We start from the raw sequence: 18,999 nt of genomic DNA, 5'->3' as shown, positions 1-18,999 counted from the left end.
AGATGAGCACCGAACTGGTGACGTATGAACTCGACGGCAATGTCGCGCTGATCGGCCTGAACCGGCCAGAGAAGCGCAATGCCATCAACGAAGACGTGGTCTGGGCGCTGCACGACGCCGTCGTGCGTGCCGGCGAGGAAGCCGATGTGGGCGTGCTGTTCGGGCACGGCAGCAACTTCTGCGCAGGACTCGATCTGAAGGAAGCGCTGGCGCGAGCGTCCGGTGAGCAACCACGGCCCCGCAAGCGCACGCGCCATTCTTGGCACACCGTGTTCGACGGTATCGCGCGCGGGCCCATTCCGTTCGTCGCCGCGTTGCATGGTGCGGTCGTGGGCGGTGGACTGGAACTGGCGACCGCTGCGCACATCCGCGTCGCCGACGAATCGGCGCTGTTCGGCCTGCCCGAAGGACAGCGCGGCATCTTTGTCGGCGGTGGCGGCACCGTGCGCATCCAGCGCGTGGTCGGCTACACCGTGATGGCCGACATGATGCTGACCGGGCGCCTGCTCAATGCACAGGAAGGCGAGCGCGAACACATCGTGCGCTACGTGGTGCCGCAGGGCCAGGCGTTCGCCAAGGCGCGCGAGCTGGCCGCGCTGATCGCGCGCAATACCGCCGATACGAACTGGCGCATCACCAACGTACTGCCGCGCATCAACGACCTGTCCCACGATGACGGCCTGTTCGTCGAGTACCTGACCTCGAACATCCCGCGCCCGCCCGAAGCGGCGGAACGCCTGCGCGATTTCGTCGAAGGCCGCGCCAAACCGCTCGCCGTTCCGGGCGAGAAGTCCGAATAAGCGAGCAATATCATGACTACAACTCCAACCGACGCTGAAGCACAGGCTACGGCAGACTACGTCCGCTTCGCGCAGGCGGAAGCAGCCCATATACCCGACTTCCCAAAGGACTTGCCGCTGCGTCCCGTGAACCATGTTGCGGTAATCGGCGCCGGCACCATGGGCGGTGGCATTGCGATGGCACTGGCCAATATCGGCATTCCGGTCACGCTGATCGACAGCAGCGAGAAAGGCCTGGAAACCGGCTTGCGCCGCGTGCGGGACAACTACGCCGGCAGCGTCTCCCGCGGCAAGCTCGAACCGGCAGCCATGGAATCGAGGCTGTCCCTGATCAAAGGCTCCGTTGCCCTCGCAGATGCCGCTTCCGCCGACATGGTGATTGAAGCGGTATTCGAGGACATGGCGCTCAAGCAGCAGGTGTTCCGCGATCTCGATGCGCGGTGCAAACCCGGTGCGATCCTGGCCACCAACACTTCGGGACTCGATGTGGATGCCATCGCGGCCGTCACGAAGCGCCCGCAGGACGTGGTCGGGGCGCACTTCTTCAGTCCGGCCCATGTGATGCGCCTGCTCGAAGTCGTGCGTGCGCGGGACACCGCGCCGGACGTGATCGCCACGCTGATGGACCTCGGCCGGCGCATGGGCAAGACCGCCGTGCTCGCTCGCGTCTACCCCGGCTTCATCGGCAATGCGCTGTTCCGCAACTACACGCGGGAGGCGCATTTCCTGGTCGAGGAAGGCGCGCTGCCGCACGAGGTGGACCAGGCGCTGACCGACTTCGGCTACGCGATGGGCATCTTCGCCGTGCACGACATGGCCGGCAACGACGTGGGGTACCAGACACGCAAGGCGCAGATCGCCACCCGGCCGCAGGACCGGCGCTGGAACGACCTGATCCTGAAACTGACCGAACTTGGGCGGCTGGGACAGAAAAGCGGCAAGGGCTGGTACCGCTATGAACCGGGCAGCCGCCAGCCGCTGCGCGATCCGGAGGTGGAAACGGTCATCGAACAGGAATCGGCGCGGCTCGGCATGGTGCGGCGGCCCATCGACGCCGAGGAAATCATCAAGCGCTGCGTCTACGGCATGGTCAACGAGGGCGCGAAGCTGCTGGAGGCCGGCGTAGCGCTGCGGCCCAGCGATATCGACACGGTCTACCTGACCGGCTACGGCTTTCCCGCGCGCCATGGCGGGCCGATGTACTACGCCGATCGCATCGGCCTGCGCGAGGTGTACGCCGACATCGAACGCTTCCACGTCGAGCACGGCTACTGGTGGGAACCGGCCCCGCTGCTGGTCCGGCTGGCGCGCGATGGCAAGACCTTTGCGGACTACCAGCGCGGCACCGCTTAAGGCTCGCGGCACCCGTTTGCATTTTTGATACGCACTAACGTATACCACTATTTTTTATATACATACCAGTAAGCGATAGTTCTGCCACTTCCCGGTGCGGGAATGACAGTCAAAAACATGGAGGAGAAAGTCATGAAGCGAACCCTGGTCGGCCTTGCCTGCGTGCTCGCGAGCGCAACCGCCGCCGCGCAGACATCGGGCATCACGCTGTACGGCGTGGCCGATGCCAACATCGAGTACACCAATAACAACGCGGGCGCCGGCCCCGACGGGCATTCGCGCGTCGGCGTCAGCTCCGGCGGCCTGTCCCCGAGCCGCTGGGGCCTGCGCGGCACGGAAGACCTCGGTGGCGGAAAGCAGGCGATCTTCGCGCTGGAAAGCGGCTTCAGCCTGGACACTGGCGTATCAACGCAGGGCGGTCGCCTGTTCGGCCGCCAGGCATGGGTCGGTCTGCGCAGCGGCACGCAGCAGGTATCGCTGGGCCGGCAATACACCTCGCTGTTCCTGATGATGGCGAACTACTCGCCCACGGCGTACGCCACCACCTATGAACCGGTGGTAGGCATTGCGGGCTCGAATCTGCGCGAGGACAACATGGTGAAATACCATGTCGACCTGGGCCCGCTGACGGCGGAAGCGCACTGGAGTTTCGGCGAGCAGCCGGGTTCGATGCAGGCCTCGACCGGTTACGGCGGCGGCTTCGACTACCGCATCGGCGACTTCGGGGTTGCCGGCGCGTATGACAGCATCAACAGCGCGCTGACCGCCGGCAACTACACGCGCACCCAGAAAGCAGCGCTGGGCCTGCGCTACCAGATTACGCCGGCCCTGCTCGCGCAGGCCGCGTACCGGTACAACAACAATGGCACGCGGGCGGCCAACACCTCTGCGCGCGACGATCTGTGGTGGCTTTCGCTGAACTACCAGGCCACCGCTGCCCTGCAGCTCACGGGCGCGTTCTATTACGACAACGTCAAGTCGCTGTACACGGCCACAAGCAAGACCAATCCGAGCAACCCGTGGCAGGTCACGCTGATCGCGGATTACTCGCTGTCAAAGCGCACCGACGTCTACCTGAGCACGGCGTACACCAAGAATGCGTCGCTGAACTTTGAAAGCCTGAACGGCGCCGCTGGCGCCTACCAGATCGCACCGAACGAGAAGAACCAGTTCGGCGTGGCGATGGGTATGCGGCACAAGTTCTGATTGTTGGAATCAGGCCGCTTTCGAAGCGGCCGGCTTGCGGCCACGCCTGGCGCCGCCGCGGGGTGCGGCGCTGCGCGTGGCTGCAGCCTCCCCGCCGCCCTCGCCCTCAAGATAGCTCGCGGGCAGGGTGGAAAGGAATTCGGAGAACCCGGTCGTGCCGACCGGCGCGTGCTCCAGCATGGCCGCATGCGCGGCGGTCTCATCGCCGCTAAGGATGGCGTCGGCGAGCCGCTGGTGGTCTTCCAGCACGCGCTGCCGGCGCGCCGGGGTCTGAAAAATGCGCGGGCGGTAGCGCTGCATCAGCCGGCGGATGCTCTGGATCTGCTCGACCAGGTATTCGTTGTGGCTGCCGGCATAGACCGTGTCATGGAAATCGGCGTTGGCCTTCGCAAAGCGCTTGCCGTCGTCCTCGGCGTGCGCCTGTTCGCATTCGGTGCGGGCGGCCTTCAGGCGCACGCGCTGCTCGTCGTCCATGCGGCGCGCGGACAGTTTCGCCGCCACGGCCTCCAGTTCTCCGAGCAGTTCCAGCGTTTCGCGCAACTGCGTGATCGACAGCCGCGAGACAAACACGCCGACGCGCGGCACGATGCGGACCATGTTCTGCACGGACAACTGCTGCAGTGCCTCGCGCACGGGCGTGCGCGATACGCCGAAGCGCTCCGCGAGCATGCGTTCGTCCAGCGGCGTGCCAGGCGGCATGTCGCCGGCTTCGATTTCCCGCTGGATCGTGGCCTTGATCTCGCCGGCCATGCTTTTCTTTTCTGGCTGTGTCATGTTCTGGGTTCGCGGTCTTTACCGCACAGTATACCGAAACGGGATACTGGCATGCATGCCGTCGCCGAAAACACACAGCCTTGCCTGGCGGTTCCGTGCCGTCACGCCTGGCGAAGGTTCTCCAGCATATCGCCCACCATTTCCTTCAGCCCGTACTGCGGCACCCAGCCCCAGTCCCGGCGCGCCACCGAGTCGTCGATCGAGTCGGGCCAGCCTTGCGCGATCGCTTGCCGGTAGTCGGGGTCGTAGCGCACTACAAAGCCAGGCACTTCTTCGCGGATGGCCGCGGCGATTTCCGCCGGCGTAAAGCTGACGCCCGCGATGTTGTAGCTGCCGCGCTCGGTCAGGCTGTCCGCCGGCGCCTCCATCAGCTCGATGGTGGCGCGGATGGCATCAGGCATGTACATCATCGGCAGCCGTTCGTCTTCGCGCAGGAAGCAGGTGTAGGGCTCCGCCTTCACCGCCGAGTGGAAGATATCCACGGCATAGTCCGTCGTGCCGCCACCGGGCGGCGTCTTGTGCGAGATCAGGCCCGGGTAGCGCAGGCTGCGCACGTCGACGCCATGGTTGTCGTGATACCAGCGGCACCAGCCCTCGCCCGCCTGCTTGGAGATGCCGTAGACGGTGGTCGGCTCCATCACGGTCTTCTGCGGTGTGTGCTCGCGCGGCGTGGTGGGGCCGAATGCGGCGATCGAACTCGGCCAGAACACGCGTTCGATGCCGAACTGCCGCGCATGCTCCAGCACATTCAGCAGGCTGGTCATGTTGAGGTTCCACGCCCACTGCGGTGCCTTCTCGCCGGTCGCCGACAAGGCGGCGGCGAGCAGGTAGATCTGCGTGATGCCGTGGCGCTCGACGATCGTCGCCAGCCCGCCGCGGTCCGTCGCATTGAGCATTTCGTGGGTCAGGTGGACATGGCGCCCGGTCGGTACCACGTCCGACGTGATGACATTGGTTCGGCCATAGCGCTCGGCCAGGGCCAGCGCCAGTTCGGAGCCGATCTGGCCGTTCGCGCCGACGATCAGGATTTTTGGTGCCGCGTCGCTCATCGGGTCAGCCCCAGTTCTTTCCCGGCCTGGCCGAAGGCCTCGAGCGCCGCCTTCAGTGCCGCTTCATCGTGCAGCGCGCTCATCTGCACGCGGATGCGCGCCTGGCCCTTCGGCACCACGGGATAGAAGAAGCCGACCACGTACACGCCGAGCTCTAATAGCCGCTGCGCAAGTTGCTGGGCTTTCTCCGCATCGTAGACCATGATCGGGATAATCGGGTGCTCGCCCGGCTTCACATCGAAACCAAGCGCCGTCAGGCCCTTGCGGAAGAACACCGTGTTGCGCTCGAGCCGGTCGCGCAGTTCCGTGCTGCCTTCGAGGATATCTAGCACGGCAATCGATGCGCCGACGATGGCCGGCGCCACCGTGTTCGAAAACAGGTACGGCCGCGAACGCTGGCGCAGCAGCGCGACCACTTCCTTGCGCGCACTGGTGAAGCCGCCCGACGCTCCGCCGAGCGCCTTGCCAAGCGTGCCGGTAATGATGTCGATCTTGCCGAACAGCCCGCGAAACTCGTGCGTGCCCCGGCCGCGCGAGCCGAGGAAACCCGTGGCATGGCATTCGTCGATACCAAGCAGCGCGCCATGCGCGTCGCAGATCGTGCGCATTTCATCCAGGCGCGCGATGGTACCGTCCATGGAAAACACACCATCGGTGAACACTAGCTTGTAGCGCGCACCATCGGCATCGGCCTGCGCCAGTTGTGCGCGCAGGTCGTCCATGTCGTTGTGCTTGTAGCGGTAGCGGCGCGCCTTGCTCAGGCGGATGCCGTCGATGATCGATGCGTGATTCAACTCGTCGCTGATGATGGCATCTTCGGCACCCAGCAGCGTCTCGAACAGGCCGCCGTTGGCGTCGAATGCTGAGCCGTAGAGGATGGTGTCCTCGGTGCCAAGGAAACTGGACAACCTGGCCTCCAAGGTCTTGTGCAAATCCTGCGTACCGCAGATAAAGCGCACCGAACTCAGCCCGAAGCCATGCGTACGCAGCGCTTCGTGCGCGGCTTCGATGACGCCGGGATGCGAAGACAGGCCAAGGTAATTGTTGGCACACAGGTTGATGACCTCCCGGCCATCGGCGGTCCGCACGCGCGCACCCTGCGGCGTCGCGATGACGCGCTCTTCCTTGTACAGCCCCGCTTCCCGGATGGCGTCAAGCTCTGCACGCACGGACGCGTAGAAGGCCTCGGCACTCGACATGGTTTGACTCCCGATGCTAGGATCTGATCGATAAATTGAACACGTCCGTTATACCGAACGTTTTGTGCAATATAACGAACCACACTGCATGACGCAACCCCCGATCCAGAAGCCGCCCGCCGAGGGACCGCCCGCGGTCGGTGCCGCGCTGCAGGCGCTGCGCCAGCAACAGCAGCTTTCGCTCGACGACCTGTCGCGCCGCGCCGGCGTGTCCAAGTCGATGCTGTCGCAGATCGAACGCAACCTGACCAACCCGACCGTCGCCGTGCTGTGGCGCCTGGCCAATGCGCTTGGCGTGAATCTTGCCGATTTGCTTTCCGCCGAAGCTGGCGGTCGTCCCGGCAGCGCAATCGCACTGGTCCAGCCGCATGCCATCCCGTCGCTCAAGAGCCCGGATGGGCACTGCGAACTGAAGATCCTCGGCCCGATCGAACTGGCCGGACGTTTCGAATGGTACGAACTGACGATTCAGGCGGGCGGCGTGCTCGCGTCCGAGCCGCACGAAGCTGGCACGCAGGAGCACCTTTCGGTGCTGAGCGGCGCCATGACGGTGCAAGCGGGGTCGGAAGAAAAGAAGCTGCGGCATGGAGAAACTGCACGCTATGCGGCGGACGTGCCACACGCCGTTCGCAACAGCGGCAAGTCGACGGCGGCAGCCTTACTAGTTGTAGTGCACCCGACGTAACTGCGGCAAGCGCTGAAACGCACCGCAGATGCGGAACCCGGCCGCTGTGACCGCGTCAAAGCCCTTAGTCCCCGGAAAATGCAGTGCCGCCGCATTGTCGCGCCGGTTCAGTGCATGGCGCAGGCACGTGTCTTGCGTGATCGGGAGGCTTCGCGCGCGCGGCACCGTGCCGCGCCAGTCCCAGCAAACGACCCCTGCAGTAAAGGAGACGAACGTGCTGAGCCCGCATGAACTTGCCACGCTGCTGCTGATCAACGGCGGCCCCGAATCACTCGATACCACCGACTCCCGGCAGATCGACCCTGCCGACCTCCACGCGCTCGTGGACAAGGAACTTGTCCATCTCGAGATCCTGCATGGCCGGAGGCAAAGTCCGCGCCTGACCAGCAATGGCCAATCGATGCTGCGTGCGATGGGGTGTGATCGGTAAGGGGCCCGATGTGCGAGTCGCTTCTGGCCGCACACTAATGAATGCGACGTCTCAGTGCTATGGAAGCCACGGACGTCGCACTGACTGCTCTACCGTTTTCCCACTGGGCTTCCATCCCGAACAAAAGGTGGACGAACGACTTTTGCAGAGACTCTCTTGCTGTAGATCTCGACACTCACAGACGAGCCCAACTTGATGTCTGGCGAAACCAGCGCCAGAGCGATAGCCATTTGAAGCGTCGGACTATATGTCCCGCTGGTGACCTTCCCGATCACCTCCCCTTCCAGACTCATCACGGGGCTCTGCGTACGCGCGACCGCACCGCTTCCTTCGAACGCGAGTCCGACGAGTTGCGACGCTTGAGCGCGAGCTTGTAGCGCTGCCTTGCCAACAAAGTCCCGCTTTTCCCCGAGATCAACAGACCAGCCCAGGCCAACGTCAAATGGAGACGTCTGCGGGCCCATGTCCCGTCCCGGCACGTGCATGCCGGCCTCGAGCCGCAGGGTATCCCATGCGTGGAATCCCGCGGCGCAGATGCCGGACGAACGCAACGCGTCCCATACGTGAACGGCATGCTTCGCCAGCATCGTTATCTCGAAGCCATCCTCGCCGGTCTTGCCCGTGCGCGCCAGCATCAGCTCGCCGACGGCAGCGTCGTGCACGAAGCATGAATTGAATGGCTTTACCTTGTCGGCGGCGCGCGTCGACGGCATGGCTCGAAATACCTTCTCCCTGGCATTGGGACCTTGCACGGCGATCATCGCAAGGGCCTCCACATCGTCAGTGACAAGATCCTGTCGACGTGGCACCAGTGTCACGGAACATCCGCTCTCAACGATCTGCGTTCGCATCCAATCAATGTCACGGCTTGCAGCCTGCGCATTCAAGACAATGCGAAAGCATTCATCGCTAAGGTAGTAGACGACAAGATCGTCGATTACGCCCCCTTCCCGGTTAAGCATGCACGAATAGAGCGCCTTTCCCGGTGATTTCAGCTTCCCGATGTCGTTGGCAAGAAGCCTGCCGAGAAACGCTCGAGCGTCAGTCCCGCGAACGTCAAGCGCGCACATGTGCGACACATCGAACATCGCGGCATCCTCTCGCACGGTGTGATGCTCTTCGATCTGGGATCCATAAGCAACGGGCAGATCCCAGCCACCCACATCAGCCATTCGGGCCCGGATCAAGCGGTGGCGCTCATACAGCGGGGTTCGCAAAGCGTGCAAGTTCGTCTCGCGCATCGGGATCTCAAGGTGGTAGTCAAGCCAACGCAAGCTTGCGCAGTGGGTTCTGGGCCTGCCAAGACGGACTATCGTCCCTCCTATCTGCCCAACCTGAGGCGTGCCTCGATGTCAACCATGGCAGCGCGATCGATACAGGAAATTTGCAAACACCTTCTATCGGCTCGCCGGTCATGACAAGGTCTTGTTCGAATCCGATTTCAACCGCGTTCGCAATCTCTTCGTTGTTACCGCCCAGTACGGCAACCAGCCCCGCACCCGCCATGGCACTTGCGACCCCGAATTCAGCCTGGTTACGGATTTGAGTTCCGGATATCGCAGCCTCTTTCCTGTAGAGGATGCCTATGGCCGCAGCCGTTAGCAGAAAATCGACAACCCCTTCCTCATTGGCGCCGGGTACGACCTTGCGGTAGTACTGCAGTACAGCAGCAATTGCGCCTGTGGGGCCGCCCTGCCCGATGGAAGCTTCAATCGCAGCGGCAATAACCAGTAGCCCGGCGCGAACGTCAAAAGTGCTCCGCCAGCATTTCTCATTCTCGAGCATCAGGTCGGCAATGGTACGTCCTGATTGCTCGCACATCTGCCATAGCTCTTTCCGGCTCCGAAAAGGGTAAGGAATCGGGTGCTCGTCGATGCTCGGAGTGTTCCGGTGGCAAGGCGCCATCATCAGGCCAGCGGCATGCGAACCAGAGGGCCCGATTTCAATCTTGAAAATATCGAATGTGCTGACGGACATACTGCCCTCGACCATGCCTGCAGTACCAGTTCCGACCGCTCCGGACGAAGCGCCGTCCGCCCTGTGGCGTGACCCTAGTACATCAGATCCTTGAGACCGCGAGATAGAACTGATGCGTCGTCACGATGGGATCTTTACGCCATGGCGGGACTCGCTTGCATATCGTCACATCAATCGGCCCCGATCGTCGTTACCGGAACCCAACGCCCACCTCTTACCTGATAAAGCGTCGACATCGGATTCTTCAGGTCGCCGTTCGGATCGAAAGCAATCTTCCCGGTGATGCCCTCGTATTGCGTGGCGCGCAGCGCGGATACGATTTCGGCCGATGTCGCAGAATTGGCCTGCCTGATCGCGTTTATAGCCGCCCACGTAGCGTCATACGCGAAGGGGGCATAGATGAGGCTGTCGCTTCCGAAGCGCTTCCTGAACTTCTGCATGAATACCTTGCCTTGCGGCAGCGATTCGGCTGGTCGACCGTATTCCCAGGCCATCGCGCCCTCCCCTGCCGGACCGGCAACGTTCAGGAAGATACTGTCGGCGATGCCGCCACTGCCGACGAACTGGGTGCGCATGCCGAGCTCTCTCATCCGCTTCGTAATGAGCGCGGCTTGGTGATCCAGGCCCGCAAAGAACAGGAGGTCGGCGTTGGCGGCCCGGATATTCGTGAGCGGCGCGCTGAAGTCGACCACCTTGTCGTTGGTGTATTCCGCCAACACGATTTCTCCGCCGGCGCCGATGACCGCCTTCCTGAACTCATCCACCGCCCCCTGCCCGAACGCGGTGCGGTCGTCCATCACGGCAATGCGCTGGCCTTTCATGTCGTTGACCGCATACTTCCCAGCCGTACCGGAGTTTTGCGTATCGGTCGCAATGACACGGAAGACCGTCTTCAGGCCTTGGCGCGTAATCGCCGGATTGCTGGCAGCAGGAAGGATGACCGGAATGCCTGCCCTGGCGAAGACAAGCGAAGCGGGAAGCGCAACGCCGGAGTTGTAGTACCCGACCACGATCGCGACACCGTCGTCGACCAGCTTTTGGGCGACCTGGACGCCGATGCGAGGATCACTTTGGTCGTCCATGGAATCAAGCTGGAATCTGGCCTCCTGGCCATCCAGCCTGATGCGCTGTGCGTTGGCTTCCTCGACAGCGAGACGAACGCCGTTCTCGATGTCCTTGCCATTGGCGGCATTGATCCCAGTAAGCGGACTGGAAACCCCGATCTTGACGACCATCTGCCCATATGACTGGCCGCAGACGACGGACAGCAAGAGTGTGCTCAGGCTCGTAACGAGCAGCCGTCGAAGAAAGTGGATCATTAGGCAACTCCGGCGACTCAGGACGGCGGAGCCATCGTTGCCGCCCACATACTTCTCATTCTAATGGGCCCCCTGGCGGCGACCTCTACTCTGCCAGGCACGCGTAGACCACAGCGCCTAAGGATGCCACTAGCATCATCGGAACCGATATCCGGTCTGGCAAGAAGTATGCGACGGCAATGCATGCCATGAACACCATGGCAACTGCTATCTCATTCGCACTCATTGGTTCTCGTCCTTTCCGTTGGCGAAACTGGATACGGCAATACAGCCTCATATACCGGGCTTCCGTCCCTGGCTTCCCCATCGATCATCCGGCGGGTCGGCGCTCGTGGCTAGGCGCATGGCCGAACTGGGCGCGGTAGGCCTTGCTGAAATGGCACGGCGAGTGAAACCCGCAGACAGCTGTCACACGGGCGATTGACGCGTTGGTCGTACGCAGCAGTTCACGCGCACGCTTCAGGCGCACGGTCAGGTAGTGGTGGGTTGGCGACACGTTCAGATAGAACTTGAATATCCGCTGCAGATGCCGCTGCGATAGCTGGACCAGCCGCGCCAGTTCGTCGAGCGACAGCGGTTCCTCGATATTCGCTTCCATCAGCCGCACGACCTCGATCAACTCCGCCCGCGAGAGGCCGACCCGTGCATCGACCGGGATCGGCTGCGGATCGGTCGCGCCACGGATCCGCTCGAGAATGAACTGTTCGGAGACCTGCGCGGCTAACTGCCGGCCGAAGCGCAAGCCGACGAGGTTCAGCATCATGTCGATCGGTGCTGTGCCGCCCGTGCAGGTAAGCCGGTCCCGGTCGATCACGAACAATTCGTCGGCGAACTGCACCCGCGGAAACTCGTCGTGCAGCGCTGAGCGGTTCTCCCAATGCACGGCGCACCGGTAGCCGTCGAGCAGGCTGGACGACATCAGCGCATAGGCGCCCGTGCAGATGCCGCCAAGCGGCATGTTCCGTTCCGCGAGATTCGCAAGCATCGCGCGCGTGCCATCAACGACAGCATCGCGGATGCGAATGCCGCCGCAAACAATCATCACGTCCGGCAATTCCGCGGCGTCGATTGCGCGCGTAGGCCGCACCGCGATGCCATTGCTCGCGCGCACCGGTGCGCCACCGCACGAATAGATCGACCACGTGTAATGCTCGGCGCGCCCGACATAGTTCGCCATGCGCAGCACTTCGACCGCGCTCGAAAACGCAATCATCGAGAAATCGGGCAGCGTCAGGAAGCCGAAATGCGCGAGCGAAGACATCGGCGATGAAGCGCTCTCAGGCAGCGCGGCAGCAACGGATCTCACAGCGCGCTCCTGGCGGACAGATGAGCCGGCATCAGGCCCGGGCCGTCGTGGCCTTGGCGCTGAACAGTTGCCTGAGCCCCGAGAAAAGCGGTGCCTTCGCGGTGCCTGGCGTGCGGCCGAAGCTCTCGGTAATGCGGTCCAGGATAATTGCCAGCAGCACCACGGACAGGCCGCTTTCGAAGCCCAGGCCGATGTCCAGGCGCTGGATGCTTGCGAGCACCTCGTTGCCCAGGCCGCCAGCGCCGACCATCGAGGCGATGATCACCATCGACAGCGCCATCATGATCGTCTGGTTGACGCCTTGCATGATAGACGGCAGCGCGTTCGGGAACTGCACCTTGTACAGCAGTTGCCATGGCGTACAGCCGAAGGCATGGCCGGCCTCGACGATCTCCATGTTCACCTGCCGGATCCCAAGACTCGTCAGGCGCACAGCGGGCGGCATCGCAAAGATCACCGTCGACAGGATGCCCGGCACGCGGCCCAGGCCGAACAGCATCGCCGCGGGAATCAGGTAGACGAACGCCGGCATGGTCTGCATCAGGTCGAGGATCGGGCGCACGACGGCCGCCACCACTCTGCTCTTCGCCGCCCAGATGCCGAGCGGAACGCCCAGGATCAGACTGATGATGGTCGATGACAGCGTCAGGCCCAGCGTAATGACCGTCTGGTCCCAGAATCCCGTGGCGAAGATCACGGACAGCGACGCGGCCGTGAAGAGCGCGAAGCGCCAGCCGACGCGCCAGAGTCCAATGCCGATGAAGATCGCCATCATCAGCCACATCGGCACTGCCTGCAGGCTGCGCTCGATCAGTGCGGCGAGCCCCTCGATCGCGCGGCCGACCGTGTCGAACGTTGCTGCGTCGTGATCGAGAAGATAGTGGACAGACTGGTCGACCCAGTGGCCGAGCGGAAGGTATTCAGACATGGTGACCTCGCAGGTGCGTGATGGCTTTCAGGATGACGGCGCGGTCGACCGAGCCACAGTAGCAGCCGTACTCGTCGACGACCGGCAGCGCATTCGCGCTCGCGACGACGCGCTCGACCACGTGTTCGAGCGACGCATCGCGCCGGATACTCTCGACCGGCCGCAGGCTTTCCATGGCATCGCGCATGACGCAGCCACGAAGCTTGCGTTGGGCATCGAGCACAAAGGCATATCCGGCGTGCCCGTTGAGCGTCGTCGCAATCGTCGGTGCGTCAAGCTTTGACACGATCGGTACGGCGTCCGTCTGCATCAGGTCGCCGGCCGTCAGGTAGCGGCTCGTGTCAATCCCGTCGAAGAAGTTGCGGACGTAGTCGTCGGCCGGTTTCGCAATGATTTCCTGCGGCGTGCCGACCTGTACCAGGCGGCCGCCTTCCATGATCGCGATCCGGCTGCCGATGCGCAGCGCTTCCTCAAGATCGTGCGACACGAACATGATCGTGCGGCGATGCTCCTTCTGTAGCTGCAGCAGCACGTTCTGCATTTCCTTGCGCTTGAGCGGATCAAGCGCGGAGAACGCCTCGTCCATGATCATCAGCGACGGGTTGACCGCAAGGGCCCGCGCCAGGCCGACACGCTGCTGCATGCCACCCGACAATTCGCGCGGCAGCTTGTGCGCAAACGCCGCGAGGCCGACCTCTTCAAGCACGGCCATCGCCCTGCGCTCACGCTCCTTCCGGCTGACGCCGGCGACCTCGAGCCCGAACGCAGCGTTCGACAGCACAGTGCGTTGCGGCATCAACGCAAACGACTGGAACACCATGCTCATGTCCTTGCGACGCAGCGCGATCAGTTCCGAGCGGCTCACGGCGGCCACGTCGCGGCCACCGATCAGCACCTTGCCGGCTGTCGGCTCGACGAGCCGGTTTACGAGACGGATCAACGTCGACTTGCCGGAGCCGGACAGGCCCATCAGCACGAAGATCTCGCCTTCCCTGACGTCGAACGATACGTTGTGCACACCGACGACCTGGCCGGTGCGCCGGAACACCTCGTCCTTCGTCGACCCGGCGGCGAGCATGTCGAGCGCCTGTTGCGGATTGCTGCCAAATACCTTGCACAGACCTTCGACCACGACCTTTGGACTATCCATTGAAACCCTCTCCTGGTCCTGCGGGGACTCATACGTCATATGGCATGCCTGGGCCTTCCCTATCTCCGAAAGGCGGGCGGTGCTTCGCTACCTCTGTCCAGCATGCGTCGGGAAACCAGATTCGTCGCATCACCTTCAGACACGGTGCGATCCCCTACATAGTTGTCAGAAAATCCCCCCCACTGCCGATGAATTCCGACAAGTGCTTGCACAAATGCGACACCGGCAATCACGGCGGCAGGCTGTCCGAGCCGGCTTGTCCGCAAGCGACGCCGAATGGGCCGATTGCGACCCGCGCGCGCGGTTTCGCTGGCAACACCGGCACCGCAACACCCCAACCGCATTGGCGCACCGATACCACCCTCGTGGCGCTTCGGTTCTATCCAGCCTGGCATCCGGACTGCTCTACTTCGCGCATGGCACGCGCGAGCGCACGACGCGCCCGGCGGCCACCCCACTCCACCAAAGGAATCCTATGGACGCCCTGCCCCGCTCACAAACCTTCGTTCTCACGCTGTCGTGCCCGAGCGCCCCCGGCCAGGTGGCTGCGGTCGTCGGCCTGCTGGAACGCCATCGCTGCTACATCGACGAACTGACCGTCTTCGATGACGACCTGAGCAACCGTTTCTTCTTGCGCTGCGTATTCCATCCAACGCACGCCCAGGCGCCGGGCATTGACGTGTTGCGGCAGGAGTTCACGCCGATAGCGGAGGGCTTCGGCATGCAATGGGCGATCCATGACGCGCTCGCGCGCCCGAAGGTACTGATCATGGTGTCCAGGCTCGAGCATTGCCTCGCGGATCTGTTGTTCCGCTGGCGCATGGGCGAGTTGAAGATGGACATCGTGGGGATTGCTTCGAACCATCCCGACCTGGAACCACTCGCCCGGCAGCATGATCTCCCGTTCCGGCATTTCCCGATCACGCCAGAGACGAAGGCAAAACAGGAAGCGCAGTGGCTGGACCTGTTCGAGTCGAGCGGCGCCGAGCTTGTGATCCTTGCACGCTATATGCAGGTACTGTCCCCCGAAACCAGCGGAAAGCTCGCCAATCGCGCGATCAACATCCACCATTCTTTCCTGCCTGGCTTCAAGGGCGCGAAGCCGTATCACCAGGCGCATGCGCGCGGCGTCAAGCTGATCGGCGCGACGGCGCATTTCGTCACCGACGATCTCGATGAAGGTCCCATCATCGAGCAGGCGGTCGAGCGCGTCGATCATTCGTACCGGCCCGAGCAATTGCTCGCGGTTGGACGCGACGTCGAATGCATCACGCTCGCACGCGCGGTCAAGGCCTTCATCGATCGACGGGTGTTCCTGAACGGCGACCGCACGGTCGTGTTCCAGTAAGCCCCAAAACACATCGGCCACGATCGCAATGCGACCGTGGCCGGAGCCCTCCCTGACTTTCTTGAGGCGTTACGAACTAGCGGTCGCCTTCGAGCCACGCATTCACGCGCTCCGCATTCGCGGCGATCCACGCATCGGCGGCCGCATCGGGCTTCGTGCCGCCCTGGATCGCCAGCATCACGCTGTCGATTTCGCCGGGCTTCCACTGGAATTTCTTCAGGAACACGACGACCGGCTTTGCCTTCGCCTCGAGGCCGGGGTTCACGATGTTGTCGACGTGCTCGGCATCACCGAACACCTTCTTGGGATCGTCGAGGAAGCGCAGCTTCCACTTGGCGAACATCCAGTGCGGCGCCCAACCCGTCACGATCACAGGCTTGTTCGCGTTCATCGCGCGCGCCAGCTCCGCAGTCATCGCACTGCCCGAACTCGGCATCAGCGAATAGCTGAGTCCATAGCTCTTGATGGCGTCCGAGGCCTTGCGCATCACGCCGGCGCCCGCATCGATGCCGACGATGCGCCCTTCGAACGCCGCCTTCTGTGCGTTCAGATCATCGATGCTCTTCGCCGTCACTGATGCCGGAACGATCAGGCCAATTCTTGCCTCGGTAAAGTTCGGTCCAAGATTGACCACCTTGGTCTTGAACTGGTCCCAATACGCGCCCTGCGTCACCGGCAGCCACGCGGACAGCGTCGCATCGAGATCGCCGCGCGCAACGCCCTGCCACATGACGCCCGCTGCGAGCGGCACGAGCTGAACCGGGTAACCCAGCTTCTTCTCGATGATCCGTGCGGCGACGTTGGTCGTCGCGACGCTGTCATCCCAACCCTCGACGTAACCTATCTTCAGGGTCGGTTTCGTGTCCCCAAGCGCGAACGCGCTCCATGTCAACATCACCGACGCTGCGCCGGTAAACAACAGCTTGGAAAGAAGCTTCATGGCATACCTCCATTGGCCGGAGCGGAACCGCCCCGTGTAGTTAGAACCGTCGAGCGTGCGGCCATCAGCCGCGGGGCAGGCGCTACGGCGCCTACTTGTCGATGACGAGATCCGACAGCGGCTTGCTGCAGCACAACAGCACCATCCCCTGGTCGATCTCGCGCTGGCGGATGCCGCCGTTGTGTTTCATCTCGACCTGCCCGGATACGAGCTTGACCTTGCAGGTCCCGCACATACCCTGCGTGCATGACGCTGGCAACCGCACGCCCGACTGCCGCGCCGCTTCAAGTACATGCTGGCCCGAACTGCAGACGATCTCGCGTCGGCTCTTCGCGAAGCTGACGCTGAACGCCGCCATGTCCGCAATGCCATGTGGTGCCGATGCGACGCCCGTGTCCGGGGCAGGCGCATCGGCCGGTCCATCGGCCGTCAGCGTCTCGAACGAGAAACTTTCCTCGTGGTAGCGCCTGCGATCAAAGCCGCCTTCGTCGAGCAGGTCGCGCACCGCCTTCATGTACGGCGCCGGCCCACACGTAAAGATCTCGCGCTCCATGAAGTCCGGCGCGATCAGCTTCAGGAGCGGGAGCGACAGGAACCCCGTCACGCCTGGCCAGCTGGTACGCGCGCCAACGCTTTCGCAGACAAAGGAGGTGCGGAAGTTCGCGTGGTTCGACGCGATCAGGTCAAGCTCGCGCGAGAAGATGATGTCGTCCGGCGTACGCGCGCTGTGCACGAACACGATGTCGCGATCCTCGCCAAGATCATGGTGTGCACGGCTCATCGACATCAGGGGCGTGATGCCGGAGCCTGCGGACAGGAACAGGTACTTGCGCGCCGGATGCCGCGCGCAGGTGAACTCGCCGGCAGGACCGAGCACCCGGATCGGCGTTCCTGGCCGCACGTTATCGTGCAGCCAGTTCGACACCTTGCCGCCCGGCACACGCTTGACCGTGATGGAGAGCGTGTGTGGTCGCGCGGGCGACGACGAAATCGTGTAGCACCGGTTGATGGTCTCGCCCTCGATCTCGAGCTCCAGCGTGATGAACTGCCCCGGCTCGAACACGAACGCGCGACCGTCCGGCGAATGGAAGAAGAAGCTCTTCACGTCGTGCGTTTCCTGCCGCACGTGGCAGCACACAAGCGTCTCCTCGACGTCGCTCGTCCAGCGCTCCGGGAGCGAACTCCAGAACGACGGGCGCGTCACCCGGCTGTCGGCTGGCTCGAATTGGACTGCATCGCGCATCATCTCCATCTCCGCTTCCTTTGCTTGCGCCTATGCGCCGACGTGCTCGGCAAGCCGGCGGATATACCAGGCCGAGAACTTTTCGACGAGGCCTTCGGTGAACGGCGAGTAGGGGCCGGGCTCGTACGCGCTGCTTGCCGAGCCGCGCTGCGAATATTCGACGAGCACGCGGTCCTGGTCATTGGTCGCGTTCCACACCGCCGTCAGGTTCTCCACGTCGTAGTCGACGCCTTCCTGCGCATCCTTGTGGACGAGCCACTTCGTGCGTACGAGCGTTTTGCCGGCCGACAGCGGAATCACCGAGAACGTGACGATGTGGTCGCTCATGAAGTGGTGCCATGAGTTCGGCTGCGTCCAGAACGAGAGCCCGCCCAGATCGGCCTGCTCGAACTTGCCGAGCAGCTTCTTCGAGGCGACCTTCGCGTCGAGCGTCTGCGACTCGCCGCTGCGGTCGAGCGGCAAGCGCTGCGTACGGAAGCCGGTTCTTTCGAGCAGGCGCTCGATCTCGGCTGACGGCAGGTTCAGCGCTTCCCACTGCGCCGCGCGCGCGATGCAGGTCTTCTCGAACGCTTCCATGCCCTCGGCGTTGGCCGGCGACTGCTGATAGCCGAACCCATACTCATACAGCGAGATGGTCAGCTCGGGATGGTTCGCCACGCAGTGATAGCACTCGCGGTTGTTCTCCATCGTGAGCTTCCAGTTGCCCTCCTCGATGATGTCGACCTGCGCGGCGATCTTCGTGTTCGGCAGGTCATGCGGCAGCAAATAGGGCTCCATCGCGGCGCGCATCGCCGCGAAGTCGGCGGGCGGCTCGTCCGCCAGGCAGACGAAGATCAGGCCCGCGAGGTTCTGCACGTGCACGGATTTCAGGCTGTGCTTGCACCGGTCGAACTTCTCGCCCATGTGCTCGGCGAACATGAGGTCGCCGGTCAGGTTGTAGGTCCAGCTGTGGTACGGGCAGACGATGTTGCCGACCGTGCCCTTGTCCTCGTTGCACAGGCGCGCGCCGCGGTGGCGGCACACGTTATGGAAGGCGCGTACTTGCATGTCGTCGTCGCGCACGACCAGGATCGAGTCGTGGCCCAGCTCGACGGTTATGTAGTCGCCCGGCTCCGGCACGTCTGGCTCGACCGCCACCTGGATCCAGTGCTTGCGGAAGATCGCTTCCATATCGAGCGCGAAAATCTCCTCGCTCTGATAGAAAGGCGCCTCGAGGCTGTAGCCTTGCTTGCGCCGTTCCACCAGCGCACCAATGTCTGCCGATACTTTCATCGTCTGGCTCCGGATTCCCT

18 protein-coding genes are annotated in these 18,999 nt (G+C 63.3%); 6 read left to right on the top strand and 12 right to left on the bottom strand.

Annotated features, from left to right (window positions below; genetic code table 11):
* The first annotated feature begins 2 nt into the window (after positions 1–2).
* The 3 genes from ACIGJG_RS24915 (at position 3) to ACIGJG_RS24905 (ending at position 3,359) form a co-directional block, all read left to right on the top strand.
* The gene (locus ACIGJG_RS24915; RefSeq protein ID WP_140950949.1) at positions 3–800 is read left to right on the top strand and encodes a crotonase/enoyl-CoA hydratase family protein; all 798 of its coding nucleotides are present in this window, start codon (positions 3–5) and stop codon (positions 798–800) included.
* 12 nt (positions 801–812) lie between these two features.
* The gene (locus tag ACIGJG_RS24910; protein WP_483673148.1) at positions 813–2,153 is read left to right on the top strand and encodes a 3-hydroxyacyl-CoA dehydrogenase; all 1,341 of its coding nucleotides are present in this window, start codon (positions 813–815) and stop codon (positions 2,151–2,153) included.
* A 132-nt stretch (positions 2,154–2,285) separates the two neighbouring features.
* On the top strand, positions 2,286–3,359 hold the full coding sequence (locus tag ACIGJG_RS24905) for a porin (RefSeq protein ID WP_483673147.1): 1,074 nt from the start codon (positions 2,286–2,288) through the stop codon (positions 3,357–3,359).
* A 9-nt stretch (positions 3,360–3,368) separates the two neighbouring features.
* On the opposite strand, the gene ACIGJG_RS24900 is transcribed toward ACIGJG_RS24905, so the two are convergent.
* From ACIGJG_RS24900 to kbl, 3 genes are all read right to left on the bottom strand, one after another.
* A complete protein-coding gene (locus ACIGJG_RS24900) occupies positions 3,369–4,133 on the bottom strand; it encodes a GntR family transcriptional regulator (RefSeq protein ID WP_011300915.1) in 765 nt (254 codons plus the stop codon).
* A gap of 101 nt (positions 4,134–4,234) precedes the next feature.
* Positions 4,235–5,182 carry an L-threonine 3-dehydrogenase gene (locus ACIGJG_RS24895; protein WP_011300916.1) on the bottom strand — a complete coding sequence of 316 codons (948 nt, stop codon included), beginning with the start codon at positions 5,180–5,182 and terminating at the stop codon, positions 4,235–4,237.
* The gene (gene kbl / locus ACIGJG_RS24890) at positions 5,179–6,381 is read right to left on the bottom strand and encodes a glycine C-acetyltransferase (RefSeq protein WP_011300917.1); all 1,203 of its coding nucleotides are present in this window, start codon (positions 6,379–6,381) and stop codon (positions 5,179–5,181) included. The genes ACIGJG_RS24895 and kbl overlap by 4 nt, the downstream gene beginning before the upstream one ends.
* Positions 6,382–6,469: 88 nt before the next feature.
* Between kbl and ACIGJG_RS24885 the strand changes: the two genes are divergently transcribed.
* Positions 6,470–7,066: a helix-turn-helix domain-containing protein gene (locus tag ACIGJG_RS24885; protein WP_011300918.1), complete on the top strand. Its 597-nt coding sequence runs from the start codon at positions 6,470–6,472 to the stop codon at positions 7,064–7,066.
* 214 nt (positions 7,067–7,280) lie between these two features.
* The gene (locus tag ACIGJG_RS24880; RefSeq protein WP_041680262.1) at positions 7,281–7,496 is read left to right on the top strand and encodes a hypothetical protein; all 216 of its coding nucleotides are present in this window, start codon (positions 7,281–7,283) and stop codon (positions 7,494–7,496) included.
* Positions 7,497–7,585: 89 nt separating this feature from the next.
* Here ACIGJG_RS24880 and gcvT read toward each other — a convergent pair whose 3' ends face one another.
* The 6 genes from gcvT to ACIGJG_RS24850 form a co-directional block, all read right to left on the bottom strand.
* Positions 7,586–8,737 carry a glycine cleavage system aminomethyltransferase GcvT gene (gcvT, locus tag ACIGJG_RS24875; RefSeq protein ID WP_220630134.1) on the bottom strand — a complete coding sequence of 384 codons (1,152 nt, stop codon included), beginning with the start codon at positions 8,735–8,737 and terminating at the stop codon, positions 7,586–7,588.
* Positions 8,738–8,756: 19 nt separating this feature from the next.
* Complete coding sequence (locus ACIGJG_RS24870) at positions 8,757–9,473, bottom strand: L-serine ammonia-lyase, iron-sulfur-dependent, subunit alpha (RefSeq protein ID WP_181184465.1); 717 nt, start codon at positions 9,471–9,473, stop codon at positions 8,757–8,759.
* 170 nt (positions 9,474–9,643) lie between these two features.
* Positions 9,644–10,792: a branched-chain amino acid ABC transporter substrate-binding protein gene (locus ACIGJG_RS24865; protein WP_483673145.1), complete on the bottom strand. Its 1,149-nt coding sequence runs from the start codon at positions 10,790–10,792 to the stop codon at positions 9,644–9,646.
* 310 nt (positions 10,793–11,102) lie between these two features.
* Entirely contained in the window at positions 11,103–12,098 is a 996-nt protein-coding gene (locus ACIGJG_RS24860) for a GlxA family transcriptional regulator (RefSeq protein WP_220630131.1), read from the bottom strand.
* 31 nt (positions 12,099–12,129) lie between these two features.
* Positions 12,130–13,026 (bottom strand): choline ABC transporter permease subunit, encoded by an 897-nt coding sequence (gene choW / locus ACIGJG_RS24855; protein ID WP_140950956.1) that lies wholly within the window; start codon positions 13,024–13,026, stop codon positions 12,130–12,132.
* Entirely contained in the window at positions 13,019–14,176 is a 1,158-nt protein-coding gene (locus tag ACIGJG_RS24850; protein ID WP_220630129.1) for a quaternary amine ABC transporter ATP-binding protein, read from the bottom strand. Before ACIGJG_RS24850 ends, choW begins: the two co-directional genes overlap by 8 nt.
* A gap of 475 nt (positions 14,177–14,651) precedes the next feature.
* Here ACIGJG_RS24850 and purU point away from each other — a divergent pair, with 475 nt between their 5' ends.
* Positions 14,652–15,524 (top strand): formyltetrahydrofolate deformylase, encoded by an 873-nt coding sequence (gene purU / locus ACIGJG_RS24845; RefSeq protein WP_483673144.1) that lies wholly within the window; start codon positions 14,652–14,654, stop codon positions 15,522–15,524.
* A gap of 76 nt (positions 15,525–15,600) precedes the next feature.
* Here the strand turns inward: purU and ACIGJG_RS24840 are convergent, their stop codons facing one another.
* From ACIGJG_RS24840 to ACIGJG_RS24830, 3 genes are all read right to left on the bottom strand, one after another.
* A complete protein-coding gene (locus ACIGJG_RS24840; RefSeq protein ID WP_011300927.1) occupies positions 15,601–16,464 on the bottom strand; it encodes a glycine betaine ABC transporter substrate-binding protein in 864 nt (287 codons plus the stop codon).
* A gap of 91 nt (positions 16,465–16,555) precedes the next feature.
* On the bottom strand, positions 16,556–17,710 hold the full coding sequence (locus tag ACIGJG_RS24835) for an FAD-binding oxidoreductase (protein WP_041680548.1): 1,155 nt from the start codon (positions 17,708–17,710) through the stop codon (positions 16,556–16,558).
* 27 nt (positions 17,711–17,737) lie between these two features.
* Entirely contained in the window at positions 17,738–18,979 is a 1,242-nt protein-coding gene (locus ACIGJG_RS24830; protein ID WP_483673143.1) for an aromatic ring-hydroxylating oxygenase subunit alpha, read from the bottom strand.
* Between the last annotated feature and the right edge of the window lie 20 nt (positions 18,980–18,999).

This window comes from Cupriavidus sp. C1SS-2L, assembly GCF_057073735.1.
Note: the sequence above shows the minus strand (reverse complement) of the source record. Positions and strands in the feature narration are given on the sequence as shown.

What these genes read in the sequence shown, in the direction of transcription:
- ACIGJG_RS24840 (WP_011300927.1), bottom strand. Translation starts at nt 16,464, where the DNA reads ATGAAGCTTCTTTCCAAGCTGTTGTTTACCGGCGCAGCGTCGGTGATG.
- ACIGJG_RS24850 (WP_220630129.1), bottom strand. Translation starts at nt 14,176, where the DNA reads ATGGATAGTCCAAAGGTCGTGGTCGAAGGTCTGTGCAAGGTATTTGGC.
- choW (WP_140950956.1), bottom strand. Translation starts at nt 13,026, where the DNA reads ATGTCTGAATACCTTCCGCTCGGCCACTGGGTCGACCAGTCTGTCCAC.
- ACIGJG_RS24900 (WP_011300915.1), bottom strand. Translation starts at nt 4,133, where the DNA reads ATGACACAGCCAGAAAAGAAAAGCATGGCCGGCGAGATCAAGGCCACG.
- ACIGJG_RS24905 (WP_483673147.1), top strand. Translation starts at nt 2,286, where the DNA reads ATGAAGCGAACCCTGGTCGGCCTTGCCTGCGTGCTCGCGAGCGCAACC.
- ACIGJG_RS24830 (WP_483673143.1), bottom strand. Translation starts at nt 18,979, where the DNA reads ATGAAAGTATCGGCAGACATTGGTGCGCTGGTGGAACGGCGCAAGCAA.
- ACIGJG_RS24910 (WP_483673148.1), top strand. Translation starts at nt 813, where the DNA reads ATGACTACAACTCCAACCGACGCTGAAGCACAGGCTACGGCAGACTAC.
- ACIGJG_RS24885 (WP_011300918.1), top strand. Translation starts at nt 6,470, where the DNA reads ATGACGCAACCCCCGATCCAGAAGCCGCCCGCCGAGGGACCGCCCGCG.
- ACIGJG_RS24915 (WP_140950949.1), top strand. Translation starts at nt 3, where the DNA reads ATGAGCACCGAACTGGTGACGTATGAACTCGACGGCAATGTCGCGCTG.
- purU (WP_483673144.1), top strand. Translation starts at nt 14,652, where the DNA reads ATGGACGCCCTGCCCCGCTCACAAACCTTCGTTCTCACGCTGTCGTGC.
- gcvT (WP_220630134.1), bottom strand. Translation starts at nt 8,737, where the DNA reads ATGCGCGAGACGAACTTGCACGCTTTGCGAACCCCGCTGTATGAGCGC.
- ACIGJG_RS24865 (WP_483673145.1), bottom strand. Translation starts at nt 10,792, where the DNA reads ATGATCCACTTTCTTCGACGGCTGCTCGTTACGAGCCTGAGCACACTC.
- ACIGJG_RS24835 (WP_041680548.1), bottom strand. Translation starts at nt 17,710, where the DNA reads ATGATGCGCGATGCAGTCCAATTCGAGCCAGCCGACAGCCGGGTGACG.
- ACIGJG_RS24895 (WP_011300916.1), bottom strand. Translation starts at nt 5,182, where the DNA reads ATGAGCGACGCGGCACCAAAAATCCTGATCGTCGGCGCGAACGGCCAG.
- kbl (WP_011300917.1), bottom strand. Translation starts at nt 6,381, where the DNA reads ATGTCGAGTGCCGAGGCCTTCTACGCGTCCGTGCGTGCAGAGCTTGAC.
- ACIGJG_RS24870 (WP_181184465.1), bottom strand. Translation starts at nt 9,473, where the DNA reads ATGTCCGTCAGCACATTCGATATTTTCAAGATTGAAATCGGGCCCTCT.